The organism is Sphingobium sp. VMM, from assembly GCF_056790315.1.
The window spans coordinates 254,912-281,119 of record NZ_JBXGSI010000005.1 but is presented as its reverse complement, the minus strand read 5'-3'; the positions used below and the strand labels follow the sequence as shown (position 1 = coordinate 281,119).

At 64.7% G+C, this 26,208-nt stretch carries 19 protein-coding genes, 1 tRNA gene and 1 pseudogene; 9 read left to right on the top strand and 12 right to left on the bottom strand.

From position 1 onward, the window contains the following. Nucleotides 1–966, top strand: a pseudogene (locus tag ACUCV3_RS09180) (transposase); the annotation flags it as partial. Between the two features lie 574 nt (nt 967–1,540). Here ACUCV3_RS09180 and ACUCV3_RS09175 read toward each other — a convergent pair. Beyond that, nucleotides 1,541–2,218: a FadR/GntR family transcriptional regulator gene (locus ACUCV3_RS09175; RefSeq protein WP_279729219.1), complete on the bottom strand. Its 678-nt coding sequence runs from the start codon at nt 2,216–2,218 to the stop codon at nt 1,541–1,543. Nucleotides 2,219–2,302: 84 nt separating this feature from the next. Continuing rightward, on the bottom strand, nt 2,303–3,649 hold the full coding sequence (locus tag ACUCV3_RS09170; RefSeq protein WP_279776263.1) for a GntT/GntP/DsdX family permease: 1,347 nt from the start codon (nt 3,647–3,649) through the stop codon (nt 2,303–2,305). A 295-nt stretch (nt 3,650–3,944) separates the two neighbouring features. On the opposite strand from ACUCV3_RS09170, the gene ACUCV3_RS09165 reads away from it, so the two are divergent. The 5 genes from ACUCV3_RS09165 (at nt 3,945) to ACUCV3_RS09145 (ending at nt 8,067) form a co-directional block, all read left to right on the top strand. Then, complete coding sequence (locus ACUCV3_RS09165; protein WP_004211034.1) at nt 3,945–4,214, top strand: helix-turn-helix domain-containing protein; 270 nt, start codon at nt 3,945–3,947, stop codon at nt 4,212–4,214. Between the two features lie 28 nt (nt 4,215–4,242). After that, nucleotides 4,243–5,346, top strand: a complete 1,104-nt coding sequence (locus tag ACUCV3_RS09160; RefSeq protein WP_279731391.1) for a Gfo/Idh/MocA family protein — start codon at nt 4,243–4,245, stop codon at nt 5,344–5,346. Then, on the top strand, nt 5,343–6,353 hold the full coding sequence (locus ACUCV3_RS09155; RefSeq protein ID WP_279731390.1) for an SMP-30/gluconolactonase/LRE family protein: 1,011 nt from the start codon (nt 5,343–5,345) through the stop codon (nt 6,351–6,353). The genes ACUCV3_RS09160 and ACUCV3_RS09155 overlap by 4 nt, the downstream gene beginning before the upstream one ends. Nucleotides 6,354–6,441: 88 nt before the next feature. After that, complete coding sequence (locus tag ACUCV3_RS09150) at nt 6,442–6,840, top strand: hypothetical protein (RefSeq protein WP_482240581.1); 399 nt, start codon at nt 6,442–6,444, stop codon at nt 6,838–6,840. Nucleotides 6,841–7,065: 225 nt separating this feature from the next. Then, entirely contained in the window at nt 7,066–8,067 is a 1,002-nt protein-coding gene (locus ACUCV3_RS09145; protein ID WP_048936507.1) for a cytochrome-c peroxidase, read from the top strand. A gap of 288 nt (nt 8,068–8,355) precedes the next feature. Here the strand turns inward: ACUCV3_RS09145 and ettA are convergent, their stop codons facing one another. Continuing rightward, entirely contained in the window at nt 8,356–10,041 is a 1,686-nt protein-coding gene (gene ettA / locus ACUCV3_RS09140; protein ID WP_048936676.1) for an energy-dependent translational throttle protein EttA, read from the bottom strand. A 102-nt stretch (nt 10,042–10,143) separates the two neighbouring features. On the opposite strand from ettA, the gene ACUCV3_RS09135 reads away from it, so the two are divergent. The 3 genes from ACUCV3_RS09135 to ACUCV3_RS09125 all read left to right on the top strand — a co-directional run bounded on the left by ACUCV3_RS09135 (nt 10,144) and on the right by ACUCV3_RS09125 (nt 12,100). Next, a complete protein-coding gene (locus ACUCV3_RS09135; RefSeq protein ID WP_279731388.1) occupies nt 10,144–11,517 on the top strand; it encodes a M20/M25/M40 family metallo-hydrolase in 1,374 nt (457 codons plus the stop codon). 158 nt (nt 11,518–11,675) lie between these two features. Then, nucleotides 11,676–11,888, top strand: a complete 213-nt coding sequence (locus ACUCV3_RS09130; RefSeq protein WP_004212530.1) for a hypothetical protein — start codon at nt 11,676–11,678, stop codon at nt 11,886–11,888. A gap of 135 nt (nt 11,889–12,023) precedes the next feature. Then, nucleotides 12,024–12,100: transfer RNA gene (locus ACUCV3_RS09125), tRNA-Pro, on the top strand. 45 nt (nt 12,101–12,145) lie between these two features. On the opposite strand, the gene cobA is transcribed toward ACUCV3_RS09125, so the two are convergent. From cobA to ACUCV3_RS09080, 9 genes are all read right to left on the bottom strand, one after another. Continuing rightward, nucleotides 12,146–12,940 carry a uroporphyrinogen-III C-methyltransferase gene (gene cobA, locus ACUCV3_RS09120; RefSeq protein ID WP_279731555.1) on the bottom strand — a complete coding sequence of 265 codons (795 nt, stop codon included), beginning with the start codon at nt 12,938–12,940 and terminating at the stop codon, nt 12,146–12,148. Continuing rightward, nucleotides 12,927–15,536: a nitrate reductase gene (locus tag ACUCV3_RS09115; RefSeq protein ID WP_279731554.1), complete on the bottom strand. Its 2,610-nt coding sequence runs from the start codon at nt 15,534–15,536 to the stop codon at nt 12,927–12,929. Before ACUCV3_RS09115 ends, cobA begins: the two co-directional genes overlap by 14 nt. After that, nucleotides 15,536–15,904 carry a nitrite reductase small subunit NirD gene (gene nirD, locus ACUCV3_RS09110; protein ID WP_004212514.1) on the bottom strand — a complete coding sequence of 123 codons (369 nt, stop codon included), beginning with the start codon at nt 15,902–15,904 and terminating at the stop codon, nt 15,536–15,538. Before nirD ends, ACUCV3_RS09115 begins: the two co-directional genes overlap by 1 nt. Then, the gene (gene nirB, locus ACUCV3_RS09105; RefSeq protein WP_482240580.1) at nt 15,901–18,414 is read right to left on the bottom strand and encodes a nitrite reductase large subunit NirB; all 2,514 of its coding nucleotides are present in this window, start codon (nt 18,412–18,414) and stop codon (nt 15,901–15,903) included. Before nirB ends, nirD begins: the two co-directional genes overlap by 4 nt. A gap of 211 nt (nt 18,415–18,625) precedes the next feature. Further along, nucleotides 18,626–19,831 (bottom strand): hypothetical protein, encoded by a 1,206-nt coding sequence (locus ACUCV3_RS09100; protein ID WP_279731551.1) that lies wholly within the window; start codon nt 19,829–19,831, stop codon nt 18,626–18,628. Between the two features lie 81 nt (nt 19,832–19,912). Next, entirely contained in the window at nt 19,913–21,157 is a 1,245-nt protein-coding gene (locus ACUCV3_RS09095; RefSeq protein WP_279731550.1) for a nitrate/nitrite transporter, read from the bottom strand. A 219-nt stretch (nt 21,158–21,376) separates the two neighbouring features. After that, nucleotides 21,377–22,591 (bottom strand): CmpA/NrtA family ABC transporter substrate-binding protein, encoded by a 1,215-nt coding sequence (locus ACUCV3_RS09090; protein ID WP_279776137.1) that lies wholly within the window; start codon nt 22,589–22,591, stop codon nt 21,377–21,379. After that, a complete protein-coding gene (locus tag ACUCV3_RS09085) occupies nt 22,588–23,169 on the bottom strand; it encodes an ANTAR domain-containing response regulator (protein ID WP_069338431.1) in 582 nt (193 codons plus the stop codon). The genes ACUCV3_RS09090 and ACUCV3_RS09085 overlap by 4 nt, the downstream gene beginning before the upstream one ends. 74 nt (nt 23,170–23,243) lie before the next feature. Continuing rightward, nucleotides 23,244–26,198, bottom strand: coding sequence for an amidohydrolase family protein (locus ACUCV3_RS09080; protein WP_482240579.1), 2,955 nt, complete (start codon nt 26,196–26,198; stop codon nt 23,244–23,246). Between the last annotated feature and the right edge of the window lie 10 nt (nt 26,199–26,208).

The window sequence follows — 26,208 nt, the reverse complement described above, 5'->3', positions numbered from 1 at the left end:
CTGCATCCAGGAAGAACTGGTTGATGGCGAAGGCTTTGCTGTGGACGCCAGTCTGATCAAGGCCGACGCCAATCGCCAGTGCGGCGTTCCCGTCGCAGAGGGGCTACCGCCGGATATCATCAATCATGCTGTTCGGGAGTAAGTATCTGGAGGTGCTCGACGAAGCTGCGTTCGGAGGGCGTCGCCCGTCACGCCCAAATATCTGTGGCCGGCTGATCCGGCAGCACGCTGGACGGGTGCCCATGGTGGGCAGGCTTTCTTCGCCTACAGTACCAACTACCTCATCGATCTGGCTAATGCCGTGATCGTAGATGTGGAGGCCAGCACCGCGATCCGTCAGGCTGAGGTAACGGCGCAGCGAACGATGATCGACAGGACACAGGAGCGCTTCGGCATCTGGCCCCAGCGGTTAGCTGCCGATACCGGCTATGGCGATGCGGCTAATCTTGCCTGGCTCGTCTATGAACGCGGCATCGAGCCTCCTCAACCATGCAAGCCGCAGGACCGACAGCTTCCAGCGCACCGCGTTCCGCTATGACCACCGGAACGATCTCTATGCCTGTCCCAGCGGCAAGCACTGCAGGAACTATGCCAGCCCACGGCCCGGCGTCGATAAGGATAGCTTCATGCGCTACCGCGCCAGTCAGCACGACTGCCAATCCTGCGCCCTCAAGCCCAAATGCTGTCCCGGCCATCCCGCGCGCAAGGTGATGCGATCAGTCCATGAAGGCGCGCGCGATCTGGCGAGGGATCGGTCCCAGACCGACGCCTATGTCACATTCCGGCGTGAGCGAAAGAAGGTCGAGAATGCTGTTCGCCCATCTCAAGCGTATCCTGAAGCTCGATCGCTTGCGCCTACGAGGACCAAATGGCGCAAAAGATGAGTTCCACCTCGCAGCCACAGCCCAGAACCTACGCAAGCTCGCGAAACTCATCCCGATCCAGTCGGCCATTGCCCCAGCGTGACACCGGGAACCGATTTCACCCCAACGTCAGAAACTGACAATCACCGACTTCTTCAACACTATCCATCACTTGCAGACATTCACGTCACTACAGCAACAACCATTGAACAATGCCTGCGCCAGCCGGAAGGAATAGAGCACATCCCTACCAAGGACCAGGAATGCTGTCATCACACTCTCCGAAATCGACGTATCGACGCACCTCCTGCCTCTAATGTGCTGCGCATGCGCTTTTACGGGAGCGAATATCCGCGTCATCAAGGTAGCGATGAACAGCTTCTGGCGTGGCGTCGATTGGCAGTTCCCGCAGAAGCTCGATAGGCAGCCGCTCCACTTCAACCCAGTCAGTAGCTTCTCGCTCTTCAACAGCCAAGATGGTTACCAAGCATCCGCGTAGCTCGTCTATCTCCATAACTACAGCTTATCGGAGCAGACGATAGCGCAATGAGCGTTAATTCAGCTGTTTAACTCCAACACCGTCCTTTCGCTATCTACCCAACGCCGCCACCTCAGCGAATGTCGCAAACTCTCTTCCTCCGAGCAGGCGAGGGTAGAGGCCCGCTATCCGCCCACCCTCACGGCATCAGCCGTCGCCGCCCTTCCCACAGATGCCAGCGCATCGCCAGCGCCGCGCCTTCGGAATCCTGGGCGCGGATGGCGGCGACGATCTGTTCATGTTCGCGCAGCATCGTCGCGATCACCTCGGGCGGGCGCGATCGGCTGATGTCGACGCCGGCGCGCATCACCTTGTCGACATCGGCATGGAGCGCGTCGAAGGCGATCAGGAAGGCCGGGTTGCCGGTCGCCTCGGCAATGCGGCGGTGCAGTTCCATATCCTCGGCATGGGCCGGCTCGCTCGACAGCAGGGCGGTGCGCAGCATCTCCATCCCCTCCTCGACATGGGCCATTTCGATCGGGCTGCGGCGGGTGGCGGCGAGGCGCGCGGCCTCCGCCTCCAGCACGAAGCGCACCTCATAGCTGCCGAGCGTCGCCGGCAGTTCGGTCGCCGGCATGAAGGCGGCGAGGCGCTGCGACGGGCGGCTTTTCACGAAGGAGCCGGCACCCCGGCGCGCCTCGGTAATGCCGTCCGAGGCGAGGCGGACCAGCGCCTCGCGCACGATCGCGCGGGAGACGCCGAACCGCTCCGCCAGCGCCGCCTCCGACGGCAGGCGGTCCCCGACGGCTAGATCCTGGTCGTTGATGATCTCGACAATGCCGGCATAGGCATGGTCGGACAATCGGGCCTGGTTCATCGGCGCACCTGTGGATCGCTGGGCAACATCCTGTGCCTCCTAGTCATGAGAGGCTGCTGACGACAAGCGTCAGCAGCGCCCTGGTCAGAAGATGCTGCTGGCGACGAGCACCAGCAGCAGGCCGACCACCGCGACCACGGTTTCCATGATCGACCAGGTCTTGAACGTGCCCGGCATGTCGGTACCGAGATAGGATTTGACCAGCCAGAAGCCGGGATCATTGACGTGGGAGAAGAAGAGCGAGCCCGCGCCGATCGCCAGCACCATCCATTCCGGCTCCACGCCTGAGGCCGCGACGAGGCCCTGCATCACGCCGGCGGTGGTGATGGTGGCGACGGTGGCCGAACCGGTGGCGAGGCGGATGCAGACCGACACGCCCCAGGCGAGCAGGATCGGCGAGATCGCGCCGCCGGCGGCAAAGCGGACCAGCAGATCGGAAAGCCCGGCCGTCACCAGCACCTGCTTGAGCGCGCCGCCCGCGCCGATCGCCAGGATGATGCCGCCGGCCGGGACCATCGCCTCGGTCCAGATCGCGTTCTGGATCTTCGCGTCGGTGATGCGGCGGCCGAACAGCAAAGGCAGCGCCACCAGCACCGCGATCAGCAGCGCGACGACCGGGTCGCTGACCCAGCCGAGCCAGTGGAAATGCGGCGCGACCGACGCCGGCAGCAGCGCCACCGCCTGCCCCGCAGCGATCAGCACCACCGGCAGCAGCACGGCGGCGAGCGCGCGGCCGACCGAGGGGGTGGCGACATCGACCTTCACCGGATCGAGCAAGGGCGGGTTCAATTTCACGCCGGGAGCGGTGAAGCGGGCCAGCACGGGGCCGGCGATGATCGCGGTCGGGATGCCGACGATCAGGCCATAGAGAAGGGTGAGGCCAAGATTGGCGCCGAGCGCATTGACCGCGAGCAGTGGCCCGGGATGCGGCGGCACCAGCGCATGGACGACCGACAGGCCCGACAGCGCGGGCAGCATCAGCTTGAGCTTGGCGGTATCGCCATTCTGCCCGGCGGGCAGCGCGGCGGCGGCCGACGCGACGATCGGCAGCAGCAGGACGAGGCCGGTCTCGAAGAAGAGCGGCAGGCCGATGACGATGGCGGTGAACAGGCTGGCCCAGGGCGCCCCCTTCACGCCGGAGATGCGCAGCGCCGAGCGCGCAAGGCCGCCGGCGCCGTCCGACAATTGCAGCATCGCGCCGAGGCCCAGGCCCAGCGCCACGACCAGGCCGGTGCCGCCCAATATGGTGCCCGCGCCCTTTTCGACCGCCTTGGCAGTTTCCTCCATCGGCAGGCCGGCGATCAGGCCGACGGTGAAGGCGCCGCACAGCAGGCCGACAAAGGGATGGAGCCGGCCGCGGATGATGAGGGCGATGGAAAGGGCGATGCCGATGACGGCGGCGATCAGCAGGCGATAGTCGGCGGGGGTCATCGGATCATGCCTCCCTGTAGTCCGCCCTGGCTGAACGCCCGGCCACATGGCACCGATCGACGATATGGTAACGCCATCCCCACCCTCTCTTTCCTATGCGTAGCCGGTCATCCGCAGGGCGAATCCCGAAAATCTGTTAGACAGGTTATAGCCGCATTTCGGCCATGCGCTAGGTTATTTCCCGAATATTGCAAATTTTCGCTTGAACCTGTCTGACTGATTCCATTATCGTTAGCGCTAACGAATCCTGGGCCGAACCAGGCCCCAACGCGGATCAATCACAGGGAGAGGCAGGATGCAGGATCTGCACATTCTCGATCGCCAGGACCAGATGGTCCCCGAAGCCCCACATCTCACGCCGACCCAGATGAAGGTGATGCGCTGCGTCCATTCCGGCCTGCTCAACAAGCAGATCGCCTATGAGCTGGGCATGGCCGAGGCGACGGTGAAGGTCCATATGACCGCGCTGATGCGCAAGCTCAACGTCCGCAACCGCACCCAGGTCGCCATCGCCGCCAGCCATTTCGGCTGGATGCGTCCGGCGCTGAGCCGCGCCGCCGACTGAAAATTGCCCTCTTGGCGGGAGACGCCGCATGGATCGTTCGCGACGGGAGTTGATGGGGGGCATCGGCGCCGGGCTGGTGCTCGCCGGCATGGGCAGCACCGCCGCCTGCGCCGCGCCACAGCGCAAGCTGGGCTATGCCATTGTCGGCCTGGGCTATTATGCCACGCAGCAGATCATGCCCAATTTCGCCGGCTGCGAGCATGCGAAGCTGGTCGCGCTGGTCAGCGGCACACCGGCCAAGCTGGTCCAATATGGCGACCAGTACGGCATCCCCAAGACGCATCGCTACAGCTATGCCGAGTTCGACCGCATCCGCGACAATCCCGATATCGACATCGTCTATATCGTCCTGCCCAACAGCCTGCATGCCGAATATAGCATCCGCGCCGCGCAGGCGGGCAAGCATGTGATGTGCGAGAAGCCGATGGCGGTGTCGGTGGCCGAATGCCAGGCGATGATCGCCGCCTGCGCCAAGGCCGGCCGCAAGCTGATGATCGGCTATCGCTCACGCTTCGAGCCTTATAACAGACTGGCGATCGAGCTGGCGCGCGGCGGCCATGTCGGGCCGACGCGGATCATCACCGCCGAACATGGCTTTCCGATCAAGGCCGGACAATGGCGGCTCGACAGGCCCCTGTCGGGCGGCGGATCGATGATGGACATCGGCATCTACAGCCTTAACGCCGCGCGCTACCTGACCGGCGAGGAGCCGGTGGAGGTCAGCGCCATCGCCAGCACCGACCGCAGCGATCCGCGCTTTGCCACCGTCGAGGACCGGATAAACTTCATGCTGCGCTTTCCGTCGGGCATCATCGCCAATTGCGTGTCGAGCTACAGCTCGGCCCATAATGGCTATCGGGTGATCGGCACCCAGGGCTGGATCGATATGGAACCCGCGACCCAATATAGCGGCCAGACGATGATGATCCGCAAGGATGGCGTAACCGCGCCGCGCAGCCTGCCGGCGCCGGCGAAGAACCAGTTTGCCGCCCAGCTGGACCATCTGCCCGAATGTATCGCGAACGGCACCGCGCCGATCGTCGCGGGCGAGGAGGGGCTGGCCGACCTGCGCGTAATCGAGGCGATCTATCGCTCGGCGGCGGAGCATCGTTCGGTTAGCCTGCCCGCATGATCGATCGTCGCACCCTGCTGGCCGGGATGGCCGCCCTGCCGTTCACCCACGCGCTCGCCCACGCCGTCGACCTGCCGGCCGCGCGGATCGACCGGATCGACCCGGCGCTGGACCGCATCATCGCGCCCGGCGCGCAGGTGGAGATATTGGCGCAGGGCTATCGCTGGGCCGAGGGGCCGACCTGGGCCGCGCCGATCGACGCGCTGCTGTTCGGCGATCCGCCCTCCAACATCGTCTATCGCTGGACCCGCAAGGATGGCGTCTCGCCCTTCCTCTTGCCCTCGGGCCTGCAGACCGCGATCCCCAAGGAGATACGCGAAGCCGGCCTCAACGGCATCGCGATCGACAGGGACGGCCATCTGGTCGGCGCCGACAGCGGCACGCGCGCGATCGTGCGCGTGGACCTCAAGACCAAGGCGCGGACCATCCTCGCCGACCGTTATCAGGGCAAGCGCTTCAACAGCCCCAATGACCTGACCATCGCGGCCGATGGCAGCATCTATTTCAGCGACCCGCCCTATGGCCTGACCGATGGCGATACGTCATCGCTGCGCGAGATCGGTTTCAACGGCCTCTATCGGCTGACGCCCGATGGCGCGGTGACGCTGATCGACGGCAGCCATCGCCGGCCCAATGGCGTCACCCTCTCGCCCGACGGCCGCACGCTGTATCTGGCACTGTCGGACGAGAAGCGGCCGCAGGTGCTGGCCTACAGCCTGGGCGCGGACGGCCTGCCCACGGGGCAGCGCCTGTTCCGCGACATGGGCAAGGAACTGGCGGCCGGCGAGCCGGGCCTGCCCGACGGGATCAAGACGGCGCCCGACGGCACCGTCTTTGCCACCGGCCCCGGCGGCGTCCATGTCTGCGCGCCCGACGGCAGGCTGCTCGGCAAGATCCGCACCGGCAAGGCGATCGCCAATTGCTGTATCGGCGAGGACCGCAAGACATTGTTCCTGACGTCGGCCGACCGACTGGCCGCAGTGCCGCTGATATCGAGCAGTGGCTAGCGAGCAATGACGATGTCGGGCTTTGACAGCTGACAACCAATTCGCCACGTCAGTCACGGCCCTTGCTCTCGCAGATCGGATATAATTATTGTGGCGACCAACGCCGAAGCGGTTCCTGACGTGCAAGTGCAACAGCTTTCTCGTCTTTTCCTTCGATATCGATGACACGTCTCGCGGGAAATGGAAGCTCTTTTCCGAGCCAAAATTCATCGTTCTCTGCGATGGCACCGGGTTCATTGTCGAGCATACCCATATACCCGCCATCAATATGCTCACTGACGAGAACCCACATCCGCTCCACGGCGACATTCTCATCGCCGTCATCGACGCTGATCCGAAAAATCACCTTTGCGAGGTCGCCGGGTTCGAGGCTTTCTCACCTTCGCCGGCCGGGTATCCAAAACGCCTCTGGCGCAGCGGCGTGGCGACTTTCGCCATCATCAAGGCACCATCTTTGGCTCTCGCGTTACACGATCTTGGCTCATAGCGACATGTCAGCAAGGCGCTGCCACATACCCAATAGCCGACATTCCGCTATCCACCCTCAGCAGCCGTTCGGTCGACAGAGAGCCTCCGACGTCGCCCGAAGTAATAGCATCTGGCGACGACCATCATCCTCCACTCCCATCGAGTACGCTCGCCCCCTCCCCCTTTACCTCGGCCTGCGGATCGGTCAGCCTTGGTTCGTCATGCGCGGGGAAGGGGACAGCGGATGCGAGTGGGTGGAGCGGCGATCATCGGGGCGGCGTTGCTGGCGACGGGACTAGGGGCTGCGCGCCCCGCCTGGCGCTGGCCTGCCCTGCCCGCTGGCGTTGCAGCGCCCGCCATACCGTCCGACAACGGCATGAGCGCGGCCAAGGTGGCGCTTGGCCGCCGGCTCTTTTATGATCGCACCCTGTCGGCCGATGACAGCATGGCCTGCGCCGATTGCCACCAGCAGGAGAAGGGCTTTGCCGATGGCCTGGCCACCCATAGGGGTGTGATGGGCGAGATAGGCGTGCGCAATGTGCCCGGCCTTGCCAATGTCGCGTGGCGCAGCGGCCTGACCTGGACTGAGGCTGGCCTTTCGACGCTGGAGCAGCAGGCGATGGTGCCGATGACCGGGACCAAGCCGGTCGAGATGGGGCTGGCGCAGGACGATGTCGGGCTGGCCCGGCGGATCGGCGCCGATCCCTGCTATCGCCGGATGTTTGCGGCCGCCTTCCCCGACGCACCGGATGACCTGGGCTTCGCAAGGGTGACCGCGGCTCTAGCGGCGTTCCAGCGGACGATGATCTCCTTCGGCAGCGCCCATGATCGCGGCAAATTGTCGCCACTGGCGCAGCGTGGGGCCAGGCAATTTGCCGCAGCGGGCTGTGGCAGCTGCCATTCCGGGCCGGACTTCACCGACAGCAAGACCCATTATGTCGGCACCGCTGCGCCGCAGGAGGTCGATGCGGCGGCCTATGGCGGCAAGCCCCTGCCGCCGGGCTTCGAGCCGCCGCCCGAGCAGTTCCGCACGCCGTCGTTGCGCAATGTCGCCGTCACTGGCCCCTGGCTGCACGATGGCCAGTCGCCGACGATCGAATCGGCGATCCGCCGCCACGCCGCGCCGATGCTGATCGATGTCGACATGCCTGCTCTGCTCGCCTTTCTCGACGCGCTGACGGACCATGATTTCCTGAAGAATGCCGCGTTGGCCCGGCCGGCCGCGACCTGCCCGATTCCCGCGTGAGTTGGCCCTGCCTGAAAACGCCCGTTCGAAGGACAAAAAAAGGGCCAGCCCCGAAAGGCCAGCCTTGATAAGTTTTAGGAGAGGATGCCTGAAAGGCCTCTCCTATGTGCAGCGCAGCGCGTTCTTTCGCAATTGCGAAGGGCGGCACCGGCGTTGCAGATATTGCAACTTCGTTACCGCCAGCGCGATGGAACGACAAAACGCCCGGTGTCCCGAGGGGCACCGGGCGTTTCAAGTCATTGTTCTGACGCCATTTAGCGAGAGGCCGTTTCCAGCCTCCCGATCAGATCAGCGCGTCAGCTTCTTATAGGCAAGGCGCGTCGGACGATCGGCGGCATCGCCCAGGCGACGGCGCTTGTCTTCCTCATAGGCCTCGAAATTGCCTTCGAACCATTCGACATGGCTGTCGCCTTCGAAGGCGAGGATGTGGGTCGCCAGACGGTCGAGGAAGAAGCGGTCATGGCTGATGACCACGGCGCAACCGGCGAAATTCTCGATCGCCTCTTCCAGGGCCGCCAGCGTTTCGACGTCAAGGTCGTTGGTCGGTTCGTCGAGCAGCAGCACGTTGCCGCCGCGCTTCAGCATCTTGGCTATGTGGACGCGGTTGCGCTCACCACCCGACAGCTTGCCGACATTCTTCTGCTGGTCCTGGCCCTTGAAGTTGAAGGCGCCGACATAGGCACGGGTCGACATGTCATGGCCGTTGACCTTGACGTAATCGAGGCCGTCCGAGACTTCTTCCCAGACATTCTTCGACGGATCGAGATGGTCGCGGCTCTGGTCGACATAGCCCAGACGCACGGTCGAGCCGATGTCGATCTCGCCCGAATCGGGGGTTTCCTGACCGGTGATCAGACGGAACAGGGTCGATTTACCCGCGCCGTTCGGACCGATGACGCCAACGATGCCTCCGGGCGGCAGCATGAAGGACAGATCCTCGAACAGCAGCTTGTCGCCATAGGCCTTGGAAATGCCCTTGGCCTCGATCACCTTGCCGCCCAGGCGCTCAGGCACCTGGATGACGATCTGCGCCTTGCCGGGCGCACGATTTTCCTGGGATGCAACCAGCTGCTCGAACTTGGCGATACGCGCCTTGGACTTGGTCTGGCGGCCCTTGGGGCCCTGACGAATCCACTCCAGCTCGTCGTTGATCGCCTTCTGACGGCCGGTCGCCTCGCGGTCTTCCTGCTCCAGGCGCTTGGCCTTCTTCTCCAGATAGGTGGAGTAGTTACCTTCATAGGGGAAATATTTCCCGCGATCGAGCTCCAGGATCCAGCCGACGACATTGTCGAGGAAGTAGCGGTCGTGGGTGATCATCAGCACCGACCCGGCATATTCCTTGAGGTGGTTTTCCAGCCAGGTGACGCTTTCGGCGTCAAGATGGTTGGTCGGTTCGTCGAGCAGCAGGATGTCCGGCTTCTGGATCAGCAGGCGGGTGAGCGCGATGCGGCGCTTTTCACCGCCTGACAGGCTTTCCACCGACCAGTCCGACGGCGGGCAGCGCAGCGCTTCCATCGCGATTTCGAGCTGGTTGTCGAGCGTCCAGCCATCGGCGGCGTCGATCTGTTCCTGCAGCGTGCCCATTTCCTCCATCAGCGCGTCGAAATCGACGTCTTCCGGCGGATCGGCCATGATCATGCTGATCTCGTTGAAGCGGTCCAGCTTGTCCGCCATCTCGCGGGCGCCGTCCTTGACGTTTTCCAGCACATTCTTGGTCGGGTCGAGCTGCGGCTCCTGGGGCAGATAGCCGACGGTGACATTCTCGCCCGGCCAGGCTTCGCCGCTGATGTCGGTGTCGATGCCGGCCATGATCTTGATCAGGGTCGACTTGCCCGCACCGTTCGGGCCGACGATGCCGATCTTGGACCCGCGATAGAATTGCAGATTGATGTTGTTCAACACCGGTTTGGGCGCGCCGGGGAAGGTCTTTGTCATGTTCTTCATGACATAGGCATATTGCGATGAGGCGGACATGGGTTCGCGCAGCTCCAAAGGGTATGGACAGGAAAATTTGCGCCGAATTAGCGAAGGCGGAAGCCATTGGCAAATGGGGTATGTCTCAGTAAGCCTTCAGCCATGCAGAAAATCCGATCGGGCCCGCTCGCCGCCCTGCTCCTTGGCAGCATCTTCACTCCCGCTCTGGTCCAGGCCGCTCCGGCCAGCGACGCCGCGATTCGCGAAGCCGCCCTGAAGGATGATGTCGCCTGGGACATTACCGAAGGGCTGACGACCGAAGTCGGCCCGCGCCCGGCCGCCACGCCGCTCGAAGCGCGCGGGCGCGAATGGGCCGCCGCCAAGCTCAAGGCATTGGGCTTCGCCAATGTCCGCATCGAACCCTATAAGATGCCGCTGTGGGAACGCGTCCATGACGAAGCGGCGATCATCGCCCCCTTCCCGCAGAAGCTGGTCGTCGCGGCGCTGGGCAACAGCGGATCGACCCCGGCCCAGGGGATCGAGGGTGAAATCGCCTATTTCCCGACCATCGCCGACCTGCAGGCCGCGCCGGACAGCGCGGTGAAGGGCAAGATCGTGTTCGTCAGCCATGACATGGTCGCCGCCCAGGACGGGTCGGGCTATGGCTATTATGGCGCCGCGCGCCGCCAGGGCCCCAGCATCGCCGCCAAGAAGGGCGCGATCGCGATCCTGGTGAAGTCGATCGGCACCGATCATCACCGCATTGCCCATACCGGCGTGCAGATGTGGGCCGATGGCGTGACGCCGATCCCGGCCGTGGCCGTCAGCGTACCCGATGCCGAGCAGATGGCGCGCATCGTGTCGCGCGGCCAACCGGTCCGCGTCCACCTGACCGCCGTGTCGAAGACCGCCAAGGACCAGCCGTCGGGCAATGTCATCGCCGAAATCTCCGGCAGCGATCCCAAGGCCGGCGTCATTATCGCCGCCTGTCACCTCGACAGCTGGGACCAGGGCACCGGCGCGATCGACGATGCGTCGGGCTGTGGCATCGTGGCCGCCGCCGCGTTGCAGGTGGCCAAGGCCGGCACGCCGCGCCGCACGATCCGCGTCCTGTTCGCCGGCGCCGAGGAAGTGGGCGGCAATGGCGGCCGCGCCTATTATGCCGCCCATGGCAAGGAGCCGCATGCGCTGGTGCTGGAATCGGACTTCGGCGCCGACAAGGTGTGGAAAGTCGACTTCACCCTGCCCGCCGGTCATGAAGCGCTTTCGGCCAGGATCGCGCAGGGGCTGGCGCCGCTGGGCATCGTGCCGAGCCGTGACAAGGCGCATGGCGGATCGGACATCGAACCGCTGGTCGAGGCCGGCATTCCGGTGATCGACCTGCAGCAGGACGGGACCCGCTATTTCGATATTCACCACACGCCTGACGACACGCTGGATAAGATCGATCCCGCGCAGCTGCGCCAGAATGTCGCCGCCTGGGCGGTCACGCTGAACATTGCTGCGAATGCGCCAGAAACATTGGGCATTAACTGAACTTTTATAGTAGAGAACGCCCCGTCGCGTGATTCTGCCGTTTCACCGACGTCAGAAAAGCATTGATTTGTGCAGCGCACACGTTAATGCGGGTCGCTCGCGTAGGGTCACATTTGTAACGTGCCAGACGCGGCATAATGCTATGGGAGCCGTACACAATGAAGAAGATCGCTGTTGTTTTCGCTTCGGCCAGCCTGATGGCCCTCGCCGCTTGCGGTGAGAAGCCGGCCAACGAAACCGCGAACGCTTCGAACGCCGTCGTCGAGAACGTTGTCGAGAACGCCGCCAACGCTGCTGACAACGCCGCGAACGCCGCCAACGAAGCTGCTAACGCCGCTAACGTTGCTGAGAACGTTGCGAACGCGCACTAATCTCTGCCACGGCGAGATTTCGAAGGGCGGGCCTATATGGTCCGCCCTTTTTATTTGTCCGCGCAATATATGTGGCTCGACATGATTTTCGGGCATTGACGCCGGCGGCGCTCGAACGCTAAGGCGCGCGTGCATCGGGGAGTAGCGCAGTCTGGTAGCGCGCCTGCTTTGGGAGCAGGATGTCGCAGGTTCGAATCCTGTCTCCCCGACCATTTCCAAATATTATCAGTTGGATATACGGCGTCGCTGTTACTGCTTCAGCGCGACAGCATCGATCGTCGGACATCCTCTGTCCCGCCAGCCATGGCCATGTCGGCCTGAGCCACCGCCTCGCCGATCAGGATCAGGGTCGGGCGATCATCGGCAAAAGCCTGCGTCACCAGCGGCAGGAGATCGAGGCGCGTGCGCAACTGCTGTTCCTGCGGCAGCGACGCATCGCAGGTAATGAGCGCCGGGGTCGCGCCCGGCAAGCCCGCAGCGATCAGCGCGCGACTGAGTTCCGGGGCGGCCTCGCGTCCCATATAGACGGCCAGGGTGCAGGCCGGATCGGCCAGAGCATCCCAATCCAGATCCAGCGCCTGGCCCCGGCGGCTATGCGCCGTCACGAACTGGACCCGGCGCGCAATGCCGCGCAGCGACAGGGAAATGCCCGCAGACGCCGCGACGGCGCTGGCCGCCGTGATGCCGGGGCAGATCCGAACACGAACGCCGACCGCGCGCAGCGCCGTCATTTCCTCGGTCGAACGGGCGAACATCGCCGGGTCGCCGCCCTTCAGCCGAACCACGCGCTTGTCCGCCAGCGCCGCCTCTACCAGCATTTCGTCGATCGTCTGCTGATCCTTCGAATGGCGGCCCGACCGCTTGCCGACGCTCACCTGTTCGGCATGATCGGGAATGAGGTCCAATATGCCCTGCCCCACCAGCGCGTCATAGAAGATGATGTCCGCCGCACGGATCAGCCTTTCGGCCTTGCGCGTCAGCAGGTCGGGATCGCCCGGCCCGGCACCGACCAGCCAGACGTCGCCCGGCGCGATGAGGTCATTCGGCTGCATGCAATGTCTCCTGAGATGTCTGGGCCAGGATATTGGCGATGGCGGGGCGGCAGGAACCGCAATTGGTGCCGGCGCCCAGCGCCTTGCCGATCGCAGGCACGTCGACCAGCTTCTGATCGCGGATCGCTGCGACGATCTGGTTGAGGCCGATATCGAAACAGACGCAGATGGTGGCGCCCTTGTCCGGCTGGCTGCCCGGCCCGCGGGCGGCCAGCACGGTGGCGCCGACATCGTCGGCCGCCAACTGGCCGATCAGCCAGTCGCGCGAGGGCAACAGGCCGGTGCGGGTGACGAACAGGACGCCGGCCAGCCGGCCGTCCTGGATGATCGCGACCCGGCGACTGCCGCGCACATGATCGATCGCCTCGACCCGCTCGCCCCTCGGCAGGCAGGCTTCCAGTCGGGCGGCATCGCCATTGCCGGCCAGTTCATAGAGCGCCCCGCCCGGCACCGCGACCCGCGTTGCCCAGAGGCAGGGCAGATTCACTGGCTCCTGCCCGCGCAGGATCAGGAAGCCCTGCCATTGGGTCGAGACCTTCTCGACCGCGGCCGGGGTCGACTTGAAGCCGGGCTGGCCGGAATGCGGATCGACCAGCGGACGCGGTAGCAGGCCGGTACGCCCGCCGCTCGATATCTGGTCGGTCCAGTGGATCGGGGTGAAGATTTCGCCCGGCCGCTGCCCGTCGCTGATGCTGACGCGGAAGATGCTGTTGCCCTGCGCGGTCGACACCCGCGCCAGATCGCGATCGGCCAGGCCCAGCGCATCGGCATCCTGCGGGTGGATTTCGACCAGCGGCTCCTCGCGATGACGCGCCAGCTTGGGCGCCAGACCCGTGCGGGTCATCGTATGCCATTGATCGCGATAGCGACCGGTGTTGAGCGTCAGCGGCCAGTCGCGCAGCGGCCCCTGCAAATCCATCTGCCTCGTCAGCACCAACCGCGCTTTACCGTCCGGAGTGGGGAAATGCCCATCGGCAAAGGGCACCCCACCCCAGCGGAAACTGTCCATCGCGTCATAGGCATCGTTGCCGATCGCCGCCTGCGCACGCAGGTTGAGCAGCCGCTGCCCCTCATTCTGATAGGCAGTCAGACGCGCATGTTCGCGCCAGATGTCAGCCGGCCGATCATAGGCAAAGGCGTTTTTCCAGCCCATGCGGCGGGCGACCTGGGTGATGATCCACCAGTCGGGCCGGGCCTCGCCCGGCAATGCCATGAACGGGCGCTGGCGGCTGATGGTGCGGTCCGAATTGGTGACCGTGCCGTCCTTTTCGCCCCAGCCGGCGGCCGGCAGGCGGACATGGGCATGGGTAGAGCTGTCAGTGTCGGCGATGATGTCCGACACAACCAGGAAGGGGATCGCCTCCAGCGCGTCACGCACCCGGCCGGCATCGGGCAGCGAGACGGCGGGATTGGTCGCCATGATCCAGAGGGCCTTGATCCGGCCTTCATCGATCGCGCGGAACAGGTCGACGGCCTTCAGCCCCGGCTTGGTCGCCATCTGTGGCGCGGCCCAGAAGCGGCCGACGCGGGCGACATTTTCCGGCGCGAAGTCCATATGCGCGGCGAGCGTCGAGGCGAGACCGCCAACCTCACGCCCGCCCATCGCATTGGGCTGGCCGGTGATGGAAAAGGGCGCCGCGCCCGGCTTGCCGATGCGACCGGTGGCGAGATGGACATTGATGATCGCATTGACCTGATCGGTGCCGCGGATCGACTGGTTGATGCCCTGGCTGAACAGGGTGACGGTGCGCGGGATCGCCGCGAACAGCTCGAAAAAGGCCTTCAGCAGCGCCGGGTCGAGGTCGCAGGCCTGGGCCGTCGTCCACAGGTCATGGCCGGTGCGGACATGATCCCAGAATCCGTCGGGCGCGTTCACATGATCGGCCAGATAGGTCGGATCAGTCACGCCCTGTGCGTCGCACCAGGCGAGCAGCCCGGTCATCAGCGCGACGTCGCTGCCGGGCCGGATCGGCAGATGAAGGTCCGCGCCCTCGCAGGTTTCGGTGCGGCGCGGGTCGATCACGACCAGCTTCGTGCCGCGCGCTGCGCGGGCAGCCTGGATACGCTGATAGACGATCGGATGGCACCAGGCGGTGTTGGAGCCGACCAGGAGGATGAGGTCGGCCTGCTCCAGATCATCATAGCTGGCCGGCACCACGTCCTCGCCAAAGGCGCGGTTGTGGCCGGCGACCGCGCTCGACATGCACAGGCGGCTGTTGGTGTCGATGTTCGCCGAGCCGATGAAGCCCTTCATCAGCTTGTTGGCGACATAATAATCCTCGGTCAGCAACTGGCCCGAGACATAGAAGGCCACGCTGTCCGGGCCGTGACGCTCGATCGTCTCGCGAAATTTCTTCGCGACCAGATCCAGCGCCTTGTCCCAACTGGCGCGGCGCTTGCCGATCATCGGGTGCAGCAGCCGGCCGGTCAGCGCCACCGTCTCGCCCAGATGGGTGCCCTTGGAACAGAGGCGTCCGCCGTTGGCCGGATGTGCCTCGTCCCCCTTGATGATCACCGAGCGCGGCCCGGTCGGCGTGGCGGCGATGCCGCAGCCGACGCCGCAATAGGCGCAGGTGGTGCGGATCGCCTGTGCCATCAGGCCGCCTTTGCCGCACTGGGCACGGGAATGACCGCCTCGCGCAGCAGGAAGATGCGGCCCGCCTCCACCTTGAGCGGGATGGTGGGCACGCAGCCTTCATCGCTGCCCAGCGCCTTGCCGGTCTTGAGCGAGATGTTCCAATTGTGCAGCGGACAGGCAACGACCGATCCATGGACAATGCCCTGGCTCAGCGGCCCCTGCTTGTGCGGGCACTTGTTGACCAGCGCGTAGAACTGATTGTCCTGCGTGTGGAAGATGGCAATTTCCTCGCCGCCGCGCACCGGCAGGGTGCGGGCATTGCCGGGCGAGATCTGATCGACAGGGCCGATATCCAGCCAGGTGCCGACTTGGGTGTTCGGGATCATGCGACGGTCTCCATGGGGCGCACTTCGGCCAGATGCTGATGCAGTTCGGCGTCCTCGCCGGCGGCGCGGCGCGCCCAGGGATCATCCTGCATGAACTGCTGCGAGAAGAGGAAACGGGCGCGCAGTGCCTCGCGGCCGACATCATCCGCGACGATGCGGCTCTTCACATAATCGACGCCGACGCGCTCGATCCAGGGCGCGGTGCGCTCCAGATAGCGGGCTTCCTCACGATAGAGCTGGATGAAGGCGGCGCAATAATCGAGCGCCTCCTGCTCGGTCGCGACCTTGCAAAGCAGATCGGTGGCGCGGACATGGATACCGCCATTGCCACCGACATGCAGTTCGTAGCCGCTGTCGACACAGACCACGCCGAAATCCTTGATCGTCGCCTCCGCGCAATTGCGGGGGCAGCCCGACGCCGCGATCTTGAACTTATGAGGCATCCACGAGCACCAGGTCATATGCTCGATCTTGACACCAAGGCCGGTCGAATCCTGGGTGCCGAAGCGGCACCATTCCGACCCCACGCAGGTCTTCACCGTGCGGAGCGACTTGCCATAGGCATGGCCCGACACCATGCCGGCCGCATTGAGATCGGCCCAGACGGCGGGCAGGTCTTCCTTCTTGATGCCGAAAATGTCGAGCCGCTGGCCGCCGGTCACCTTGACCATCGGGGCGTTGTATTTTTCGACCACGTCGGCGATCGCGCGCAGTTCCTTGGGGTTGGTGAGCCCGCCCCACATGCGCGGCACGACCGAGTAGGTGCCGTCCTTCTGGATGTTGGCGTGCATCCGTTCGTTGACGAAACGGCTGCGCTGGTCGTCCTGATAGTCGCCGGGCAGCGCGCAGAGCAGATAATAGTTGAGCGCGGGGCGGCAGGAGGAACAGCCCTCCGGCGTCGACCAGTTCAATTTCTGCATGACTTCGGGGATCGAGCGCATGTCCTGCGCGACGATCTCGCGACGGACATCATCATGGGTGAAGCTGGTGCATTTGCACATCGTCTTCGGCCCCGACTGGACGTCCTCGCCCAGCGTCAGCGCCAGCAATGTCTCGACCAGGCCGGTGCAACTGCCGCAGCTGGCCGACGCCTTGCAGGTGGCGCGGACCGCATCCAGGCTGTGTGCGCCCTTGGCGATGCAGGAGACGACCTGGCCCTTGCTGACGCCGTTGCAGCCGCAAATCTCGGCTTCGTCCGAGAGCGCTGCAACGGCCGCCTTAGGGTCCAGCGCGCCCCCTCCCGAGGCGAAGGCCTGGCCGAAGATCAGCATGTCGCGCATGTCGGCAACGTTTTCCTCGCGCTTGAGGAGATCGAAATACCAGCCGCCGTCGACGGTATCGCCATAGAGCACCGCGCCGATCAGCTTGTCGTCCTTGACGATGACCCGCTTGTAGACCCCGCGCGAGGCGTCGCGCAGGACGATATCCTCGCACCCCTCACCGCCGGAAAAGTCACCGGCGGAGAAGACGTCCAGCCCCGCGACCTTAAGCTTGGTCGAGGTGACCGAGCCCTTGTAGCCGCTATGCTGATCGGTCAGGCCGTCGGCGAGACTGCGGCACATGTCCCACAGCGGCGCGACCAGGCCATAGACATTGCCGTCATGTTCGACGCATTCGCCGACCGCCAGCACATCGGCATCGCTGGTGACCATATGATCGTCGACTTGGATGCCGCGATTGACGGCCAGGCCGGCGTCGCGGGCCAGCGCGGTCGCGGGGCGGATGCCGACCGCCATCACCACCAGGCTGGCGGGGATTTCGCGACCGTCCTTCAGCCTTACGCCCTCAACCTTGCCATCGCCATAAATGGCTTCGGTATTGGCGCCGGTCAGGATGGTCTGGCCGCGTCCTTCCAGTGCGGTCTTGAGCAGCCAGCCGGCCGCCTCGTCCAGTTGCCGCTCCATCAGCGTGTCCATCAGGTGGATGACGGTCACCTTCATGCCGCGCAGGGTCAGGCCATGGGCGGCTTCGAGGCCGAGCAGGCCGCCGCCGATCACCACCGCGCTGCCGCCTTCCGCGGCGGCCGCCAGCATGGTGTCGACATCCTTCATGTCGCGGAAGCTGATGACGCCGGGCAGATCCTTGCCGGGCACCGGGATGATGAACGGGTCGGAGCCGGTCGCGATCAGCAGCTTGTCATAGCCGACGGTGCGGCCCGACTGGCTGGAAACGGTCTTCGTAGCGCGGTCGATGGCCTTTACCGGATCGCCGGCGATCAGTTCGATGCCATTGTCGGCATACCAGGCGGCGTCGTTGATGACGATCTGCTCGAACGTCTTTTCGCCTGCCAGCACCGGCGAGAGCATGATGCGGTTATAGTTCACATAGGGTTCCGCACCGAAGATGGTGACGCGATAGCGTCCCGCATCGCGGGCCAGCAATTCCTCGACCGCGCGGCAGCCGGCCATGCCGTTGCCGATGACGACCAGATGCTCGCGTGCTTGCCCCAAGGGCGGCAGGACAGTGTCCTCATCCTGCGTGACCGGGTCGATCCCGTCCTGAAAGTCCATCCCCGTTACTCCAGAAAAGAAAAAAGCCGCCATCCAGACCCTCGGGGATTGAAACCCGAGAGTCTGGATGGCGGCTTTGCCATCATCTAGTGCCTTGCCGGTCCTACCCTGAACCGTCGCAGCGATGTGAAGCGGGACATCCTTGTCCCTTGCAGTGCAGCATATGGGGAATCGCCCGAACGCTCAAGCGATTCCTCTCATGGCTTTTCAATCAGATGCTCCAGTCGGCCTGAAGCCACAATTTCTCGGTATCGGTCGCCATCGCCCGCGCATCATAATGGGCGTAGCGCACCGACAGGGCGGTCCTGCGCAGCTTCGCAGATGCGATCAGATCCCACTCATTACCATAATGCTGGTCGAGCCGATCGCTTTCGAACCGGTGCCAGGTCGCGGCTAGCGCGACCCCCGACAGCGGCCCTACCTGCTTCCAGCCATAGCCGGTACCGACATAGAGGTCGCGCATGCCGTTGGCGGGCGTGGTCAGGAACTTGTCGGCCCAGCCCTGGAACTTGAAATTGGTGCCGAGCGGCGTCTGGAAGCTGGTGAGCGCAGCGCCATGGCTGGCGCCCAGCACCTCATAGCCGGCATTGAGCTTCCAGCCGTGCAGGTCGAGCGTGGCGTCGGCCAGCCAGTAATCGGCGGCATAGTCATTGGGATTGCGGTGATAATCCAACTGGCGGGCATAGCTGAGCTGATAGGCGAACTTCGCAAATTTGGAGAGCGGCTGGTTGCCCGCCAGGCGCACGCCATAGGTCTGGCTCGACAGGCGATAGGCCTGCACCGCCGCCTCGTCCTGATCGACCAGATAGGCAAAGCCGCTGAGCATACCCAGCGGCGTGGCATAGGAGAGATTGGCGAGGATATTGTCGCCGCTGATCGCCTGCTGGCGCGCGCCCTTGCCCTGAAAGCCCCAGATGGTGCGTACGCTCCAGGCATAGGAAACATCCAGTTTCAGCCCCTGGGCCGGAGTCAGTTCGGCACGCACCGCGTCGAAGGTCTGGCCATTGTCGCGGAAGGCGACATTGCCGACGAAGCGCTCATCATCCAGCACGATCTTCTGCCGTCCGCCCGTCAGGGTCAGCGCCTTCGTCCGATATTGCAACTGGGCGATATAGAGGGCGACATTCTGCGGATCGGCCACCAGCGGCTTGGTCGCTGCATTGTCGAAACCGTCGAAATAACGGTCGATGACCGCCAATGTCCCCTGCCCCACCAATGTCGCCGACAGCGCGCCGCTGCTGGCCGTCAGGCCGGCGCGGGCCCGGACGGTGAGCGCATCGGCCTGCTGCGCCAGGCCATCCTGATCGACATGTTCGTAGCGCAGCCGCGCCTCGGCGACGGGTTTCAGGTCGATCTGCTGGGCACAAGCAGGCCCGGCGACGGCCAGCGCGGCCGTCGTTGCGAGAAGATATTTCATGGATGATCGTCCCCCCTCGGACGGAAAGAGCGTGGCTCGGGGCGGCAGCCCTCAAAAGAGGCCGCCGCCCTCCTCTCCAACTCAGATGCGGGCGCCGCTGGTCCAGTTGGCGCGCCACTTCGCCTTGACCAACACCACGCCCAGCAGGGCCAGCACGGCAAGACCGGCGAAGATCAGGAAGCCGGGTGCGAAGCTGCCGGTCAGTTGCTTGGCAAGGCCGAGCGAACTGGCGAGGTAGAAGCCACCAATGCCGCCCGCCATGCCGACAAGGCCGGTCATCACGCCGATTTCCGCCTGGAAACGCTGCGGCACCAATTGGAAAACCGAGCCGTTGCCGGTGCCCAGCGCCAGCATGGCGAGGACGAACAGCGCCAACGCGCTGGCCAATGTCGTCGCCTGCGACACGCCGGCCAGCGCCAGCGCCGCCACGACATAGACGATCATCAGCGCCTTCACGCCGCCAATCCGATCCGCCAGCGCGCCGCCCATCGGCCGCACCAGCGACCCGGCGAAGACGCAGGCAGCGGTGCAATAGCCCGCGATGATCGGGGTCAGCCCGAACTGGTCGGTGAAATAGATGGGCAGCGATGCCGCCAGCCCGACGAAGCCACCGAAGGTCACGGCATAGAAGGCCATCAGCCACCAGGCGTCCGCCGTCTTGAGCGGCTCGAAATAATCGACCAGCCGTTTGGCCGGCGGCGCATTGGGCGCATCCTCGGCCATGATCATATAGGCGACGAAAACGATCGACAGCGGGATGCAGGCCAGGCCCAGCACTGCATTCCAGCCGAAGGCCTTGGCCAGCATCGGCGCGAACAGCGAGGCCAGCACCGTGCCCGAATTGCCCATGCCGGCAAGGCCCATCGCCTTACCCTGATGCTCGGGCGGATACCAGCGGCTGGCGAGCGGCAGCGCGATCGCGAAGCTGGCGCCGGCAAAGCCCAGGATCACGCCCAGAACCAATGTGCCGCCGAAGCTGTTGACGCCCATCAGCCAGGCCAGGAACAGGCCGGCGATGACGATGATCTGGCTGATCGCGCCCGACCGCTTCGGGCCGATGCGATCGACCAGCAGGCCGTTGACGACGCGAAGCAGCGCGCCGGCGAGCGTTGGCGTCGCCACCATCAGGCCCTTTTCCGCTGGCGTCAGCGCCAGCGTCTTGGCGATCATCGGCGCCAGCGGCCCCAGCAAGACCCAGACCATGAAGGCCAGGTCGAAATAGAGAAAGGCGGCAATCAGGGTCGGCGCGTGGCCGGCCTTCCAGAAGCTTGTCGTGGCGGGGGCCGATGCGGCCTCCCCTTCGCGGTCCCAATAAGCAGTAGCCATGATGCGTCCCCCAACCAATGGAATTGGAAACGAAAAAAGCCGCAGGCCGGACGCGCGCACTCATGGCGTGGTCCGGTCAGCGGCTTTGCTGCGAAAAATGGATGGAATGGCGATCCCACCCTTGGGACGGCGCATTCGTCTGGACGCGCCTCGTCGCGCGATCCTTTATCTTATCCCGTAGAATGCATTATGTTGCAAGGCACAAATTCGCCCTTCATTTCAACGGAGCGGCGCAGAATCCCGCAGGAAATCCTCGATCCGTTCGGGGTCGAAGATTCGCCCGTCGAAAAAGCGATCCGGGCCAAGCGTCAGGTCGCCGCGATGGGCACCGACCGGCATCGGGGTCGTGAGCGCCCCTTCCAGTTTCATGCTAGCCCCCGGCATCGGCAGGCCGCTATCGGCCAGCGCCCGGCGGAAAATATCCGGCCGGAAGACGGCGGCGGCCCGTGCCGCACTTTCCGCATCATGGGCAACCATGCCCCAGCGCACCAGCTGCGAATAGATCCACAGCGCCTGGCTGCGCCAGGGGAAGGCGGTCGCTTCGCGCGCGAACAGCATGAAATCGGGATTGACGATCGGCGCGTCGCCGAGGCGCGCCACGATCCGCCCCGACAGTGCGCGCAAGATCAGGTCGGCCGGCTGATCGACATAGCGGGGGTCGGACAGGAGATCGGCAAGCGCCTCATGATGCGCCGGATCGTCGCACCAGGCGGCCGACCGGGCGAGCGCGCGCAGCAAGCGATCGACCGTTTCCGGGTTCGCCTCCAGCCAGTCCTGACGAAAGGCCAGAACCTTTTCCACGCCGCGCTGCCAGATGCGTTCGCCGATCGCGACGGTTTCAGCCAGCCCGGCCTCGATCGCCGCGCTGCCCCAGGGTTCGCCGGCGATGAAGCCGTCTATTTCGCCCGCCCGCATCGCCTCGACCGTCAGCGAGGGCGGCAGCACGCGCAGCACGACATCCCGATCGGGATCGATGCCCGCGCTCGCCAGCCAATAGCGCAACATGATCGCATGGCTGGAAAAGCGGTGGACGACACCGATCACCGGCTTGCGCCGCCACAGCCCGATCGCGGCGGCGAAATCATGGGCTGTGCCCAGCGGATCGGCGAGCCGCCGGGCGATGTCCGGTTCCAGTGCCTTGGCGAAGTCCGGTGCCATCACCAGCATATTGCCGTTGACGTTGAGCTTGTAGGGCGCAGCCAGTGCGGCGGGCTGCTGGCTGAGACCAAGCGTCACCGCCACGGCCAGCGGCGCCAGCATCTGCGCGCCCTGCACCTGGCCATAGACCAGCCGATCGCGCAGCGTCGCCCAGCTGGTGGTGCGCACCAGATCGAGCGCGATCCCTTCTTCCTCGGCAAAACCCCGTTCGCGCGCGACCGCCAGCACGGCCACATCCGTCAGCGGCAGAAAGGCTATCCGCAACAATTCGCTCATATGCCCCCTCCCAGCAGGTCGCTGGCGGTAATCAGCGCCTGCGCCACATCCACGATCTTCTTGCCCTGGTTCATCGCGCTCGACCGCAGCAGCGCATAGGCATCCTGCTCGGACAGGCTGCGCTGATTCATCAGGATCGATTTCGCCCGGTCGATGACCTTGCGGTCGGCCAGCGCGGTGCGCGCCTCGTCCAGTTCCGTCTGCATCCGGGCGAAGGCATTGAAGCGCCGTACCGCCAGTTCCAGCACCGGCTTCACCCGTTCCTTGCGCAGACCATCTACGACATAGGCGGACACCCCGGCATCGATCGCCGCGCCGATCATCGCATCATCGGACTGATCGACGAACATCGCGATCGGTCGGGCGAGCGCGCGGCTCACCGTCAGCATCTCCTCCAGCGTGTCGCGGCTGGGGCTGCCCAGATCCATCAGCACCACATCGGGCGCCATCCGCTCCAGCCGGGCAACGAAGGCGCCGCGGGGCGGGACGATATGAATATCGTCATAACCCGCCTCACGCAGCCCCTCTTCCAGGACCGTCGCTCTCAATCCGCTGTCGTCGATGATGACAATTCGCATGGCGCCCCTTTGGATACGCCCATAGCAGCAGTCCGACGGCTCAGGTCAATCGAAAGCGAACAGCAATCGCCGGATCATTTCCGCATGCCGCCGGCGACGATGTCGTCCACGTCATGGATGACGCCGTTCATCATCACCTTCTTCACCTTGAAGGTGTTGGCAATGTCGGCGCGCGGATCGCCATCGACCAGCACGATGTCGGCCAGCATCCCGGCCTCCAGCGTGCCCGCATCCAGGTTCAGATCCTTCGCCGAATTGACCGTCGCGGTCTGGAGCGCCTGGAACGGCGTCAGGCCAGCGTCGACATAGGAGGAGATCTCCGCATGGAGGTTGTTGGCGATCATCGTGTCGGTGCCCGCCGTCACCAGCGTGCCGGCATCATACATTTTCTTCAGGCTCTTATATTGCCCCTCAAGCAACGGACGCAGCATGCTGGCCATCGGATCGGCTTCGGTGATCGTTTCCCGAGCCCAGACCGGATAGAGATTGAGGCGCGGGTCGTCCTTGTAGCCAGGATGCTTGGCGAGATAGGGCGTCATCGCGCCGAAATGGGTCGGCGTCAGCGTCCGGCCGCTGCGGCCGAAAAGCTGGATCACATCCTCATAGGCCATGCCCTGCGGTCCCTGCTTGGGCGAATAGCCGCGCCGGCTGGTCGCGCCCATATGCTCGGTGCCATCCACGCCGGAAAAGGCCGCCGGGAAGATTTCATGGCCGCTGACCGGTATGCCCATTTCATGCGCGGCGCGCACGATCTGCCGCTGGAACAGGTCGGGCATGCGCACATAGCTCTTGATCATGTCATAATGGAGCGCGCGCATCCGGGTGAATTCCCGCTCCAGATGGGCCGGGCTGGAGACCGCCACGCCCATCTTGTAATAGACGCGCTGCCATTCGAGCAGCGGTCCCGCGACATAGAGGCGCGGCGACAGGCGCACGCCCGATTCCGCCGCCTCGCGATCCTCCACCGCATCATAGATTTGCGTACCCGGATCGCGCACCGTGGTGATGCCATAGGCAAGCCAGGCTCGTTCCAGATTGGAGCCGAAATCCTTCTGGGCGTGGGAGTGATGTTCGATCAGGCCGGGAATGGCGGTGAGGCCGGTGCCATCGACGAAATGCTCCGCCTGATGAAGCGCGGGATCATGATCGCGGATTTCGGCGATGCGGTGGCCGTCGACGATGATGTCCTTGTCATGCTGGGTCACGTCATGGACGGAGTCGACCAGATTGCTGACATGGATGACCGTGCGCCCGGTCGGGTTGGCGATGCGATAGGTCAGGTCCAGCGGAATGTCGGTGATCGCACCGGTTTCGGTGTCGAGCGACTTCAGCTTGTCGGCCGACTGGAACAGGATCGTCTTGTTGTCGCCTGCCCAGCTCGGGAAATAGGAGATGTCGGACGTGTAGGAGCGCGGCGGCCCCAGCGGCTTGCCGTCGGCGGCCACCGGCCAGATCTTCAGCAGCCCCTCATAGATGGCGGCCATCTTCGTCCCGTCGGGCGACCAGGTTGGGCCACCACCGGCGCGGGTATCCATCGACATATTGGGTTCGGGCAGTTGCCAGAAGGCTTTGCCCACGCCATCGGTCGGCACCATGTAGACCTGGTTGGTGCCCTCGCGGAAGCTGTTGGAATATTTGTAGGATAGCGGGATGGCGACATATTTGCCGTCGGGCGACCAGCTGGGGCTGCCGGGCTGGCCCAGCGATCCCTGAAGGCGGGTGATCTTGCCGGTCGCGACATCGACCACGCACAGGCCGGCGACGCCCCAGCGGCCGTCGACATCGATATAGGCGATCCGCGTGCCGTCATGCGACCAGGCGGCGCCCAACGGCTGGGTGTCGATATCGGTCAGCCGGCGATCCTTGCCGGTCTTCAGGTCGCGGATCCACAGCTGCGGCAGGCCACCGCCCTTGTCGGAGGTGTATACCAGGCTCTGGCCATCGGGCGACCAGGCCGGATCGGTGTCGAGCGCGCCATCCTTGGTCAGATTCTCCGGCACCCCGCCCTTGGACGACATGACATAGAGGTCGCCGAGCGCGGCAAATGCGATGCGGCTGCCGTCGGGCGACAGGGTCGGGTGGACAATGCCCAGCGCCTTGCGCGGCGCGGTCGAATCCCAGTCGCGCTTGGCGCGGGTGTAGCTGGGCTTCACCACCTCCAGCGTGGCGGCGAAGTTGACGGTCGACAGGCTCGCGCCCTTGCGGCTACGGATCTTGCCGTCGGACACATAATAGTAACCGCCTTTCCCCCAGGACACACGGAAGGGGAAGACATTCTCGGCACCGCTGACGGCCTTGCCATCGATTTCCAGACGGCTGCCCTGCGCGTCCTGCACCACATAGGCAAGCTCGCCGCCGGGGCCGAAGGAAGGGGCATCGATCTTGCCCTGCACCTGCTTCAACAGGCTTTCCTGCCCATCGGCGAGGGCCGTGACATAAAGGGCGGTCTTGGCGCCATCCGTCCCGGAATAGGCGATGCGCGTGCCGTCGGGCGACCAGCTGGGCATGCGATCCTCGCGCCCGTTGCTGCTAACCTGCTTCATCGCGCCGCTGGCGATGTCCAGCGTCCAAATGTCGTAATTGCCGCTGCGGTCGGACGAGAAGGCAATCGTCTGGCCATCGGGCGACCAGGCCGGCTCGCGATCATCATAGGCGCCCTCGGTCAGCTTGCGCATCTCGCTGCCGTCCGGCTTGATCGTCCAGAGATCATAATTGCCGTCGCGATAGGAAAAATAGGCGAGGCGCGAACCGTCAGGCGACCAGACCGGCTGGCGGGCATCGTTAAAATAGTCGGTGATCCGCTTCGCCTTGCCGCCGCTGGTCGGGATGATCCACAGGCTCCCCTGAAGGTCCACGGCCAGCCATTTGCCGTCGGGCGACACCGACACCGCCATCGACGTGCCTTCATGCACATCGAAGGCAACCGGGGTCTCGCCGCCGGGCGGGGGCAGATTGGCGGGCTGAGCATAGGCCTGGACGGCGCCCGCCGACAGCAGGGCCAGCGACAGAAGCTTGAAGGCAGATTTCATCGGATCGATC

What these genes read in the sequence shown, in the direction of transcription:
- ACUCV3_RS09175 (WP_279729219.1), bottom strand. Translation starts at nt 2,218, where the DNA reads ATGAACCAGGCCCGATTGTCCGACCATGCCTATGCCGGCATTGTCGAG.
- ACUCV3_RS09170 (WP_279776263.1), bottom strand. Translation starts at nt 3,649, where the DNA reads ATGACCCCCGCCGACTATCGCCTGCTGATCGCCGCCGTCATCGGCATC.
- ACUCV3_RS09165 (WP_004211034.1), top strand. Translation starts at nt 3,945, where the DNA reads ATGCAGGATCTGCACATTCTCGATCGCCAGGACCAGATGGTCCCCGAA.
- ACUCV3_RS09160 (WP_279731391.1), top strand. Translation starts at nt 4,243, where the DNA reads ATGGATCGTTCGCGACGGGAGTTGATGGGGGGCATCGGCGCCGGGCTG.
- ACUCV3_RS09155 (WP_279731390.1), top strand. Translation starts at nt 5,343, where the DNA reads ATGATCGATCGTCGCACCCTGCTGGCCGGGATGGCCGCCCTGCCGTTC.
- ACUCV3_RS09145 (WP_048936507.1), top strand. Translation starts at nt 7,066, where the DNA reads ATGCGAGTGGGTGGAGCGGCGATCATCGGGGCGGCGTTGCTGGCGACG.
- ettA (WP_048936676.1), bottom strand. Translation starts at nt 10,041, where the DNA reads ATGTCCGCCTCATCGCAATATGCCTATGTCATGAAGAACATGACAAAG.
- ACUCV3_RS09135 (WP_279731388.1), top strand. Translation starts at nt 10,144, where the DNA reads ATGCAGAAAATCCGATCGGGCCCGCTCGCCGCCCTGCTCCTTGGCAGC.
- ACUCV3_RS09130 (WP_004212530.1), top strand. Translation starts at nt 11,676, where the DNA reads ATGAAGAAGATCGCTGTTGTTTTCGCTTCGGCCAGCCTGATGGCCCTC.
- cobA (WP_279731555.1), bottom strand. Translation starts at nt 12,940, where the DNA reads ATGCAGCCGAATGACCTCATCGCGCCGGGCGACGTCTGGCTGGTCGGT.
- ACUCV3_RS09115 (WP_279731554.1), bottom strand. Translation starts at nt 15,536, where the DNA reads ATGGCACAGGCGATCCGCACCACCTGCGCCTATTGCGGCGTCGGCTGC.
- nirD (WP_004212514.1), bottom strand. Translation starts at nt 15,904, where the DNA reads ATGATCCCGAACACCCAAGTCGGCACCTGGCTGGATATCGGCCCTGTC.
- nirB (WP_482240580.1), bottom strand. Translation starts at nt 18,414, where the DNA reads ATGGACTTTCAGGACGGGATCGACCCGGTCACGCAGGATGAGGACACT.
- ACUCV3_RS09100 (WP_279731551.1), bottom strand. Translation starts at nt 19,831, where the DNA reads ATGAAATATCTTCTCGCAACGACGGCCGCGCTGGCCGTCGCCGGGCCT.
- ACUCV3_RS09095 (WP_279731550.1), bottom strand. Translation starts at nt 21,157, where the DNA reads ATGGCTACTGCTTATTGGGACCGCGAAGGGGAGGCCGCATCGGCCCCC.
- ACUCV3_RS09090 (WP_279776137.1), bottom strand. Translation starts at nt 22,591, where the DNA reads ATGAGCGAATTGTTGCGGATAGCCTTTCTGCCGCTGACGGATGTGGCC.
- ACUCV3_RS09085 (WP_069338431.1), bottom strand. Translation starts at nt 23,169, where the DNA reads ATGCGAATTGTCATCATCGACGACAGCGGATTGAGAGCGACGGTCCTG.
- ACUCV3_RS09080 (WP_482240579.1), bottom strand. Translation starts at nt 26,198, where the DNA reads ATGAAATCTGCCTTCAAGCTTCTGTCGCTGGCCCTGCTGTCGGCGGGC.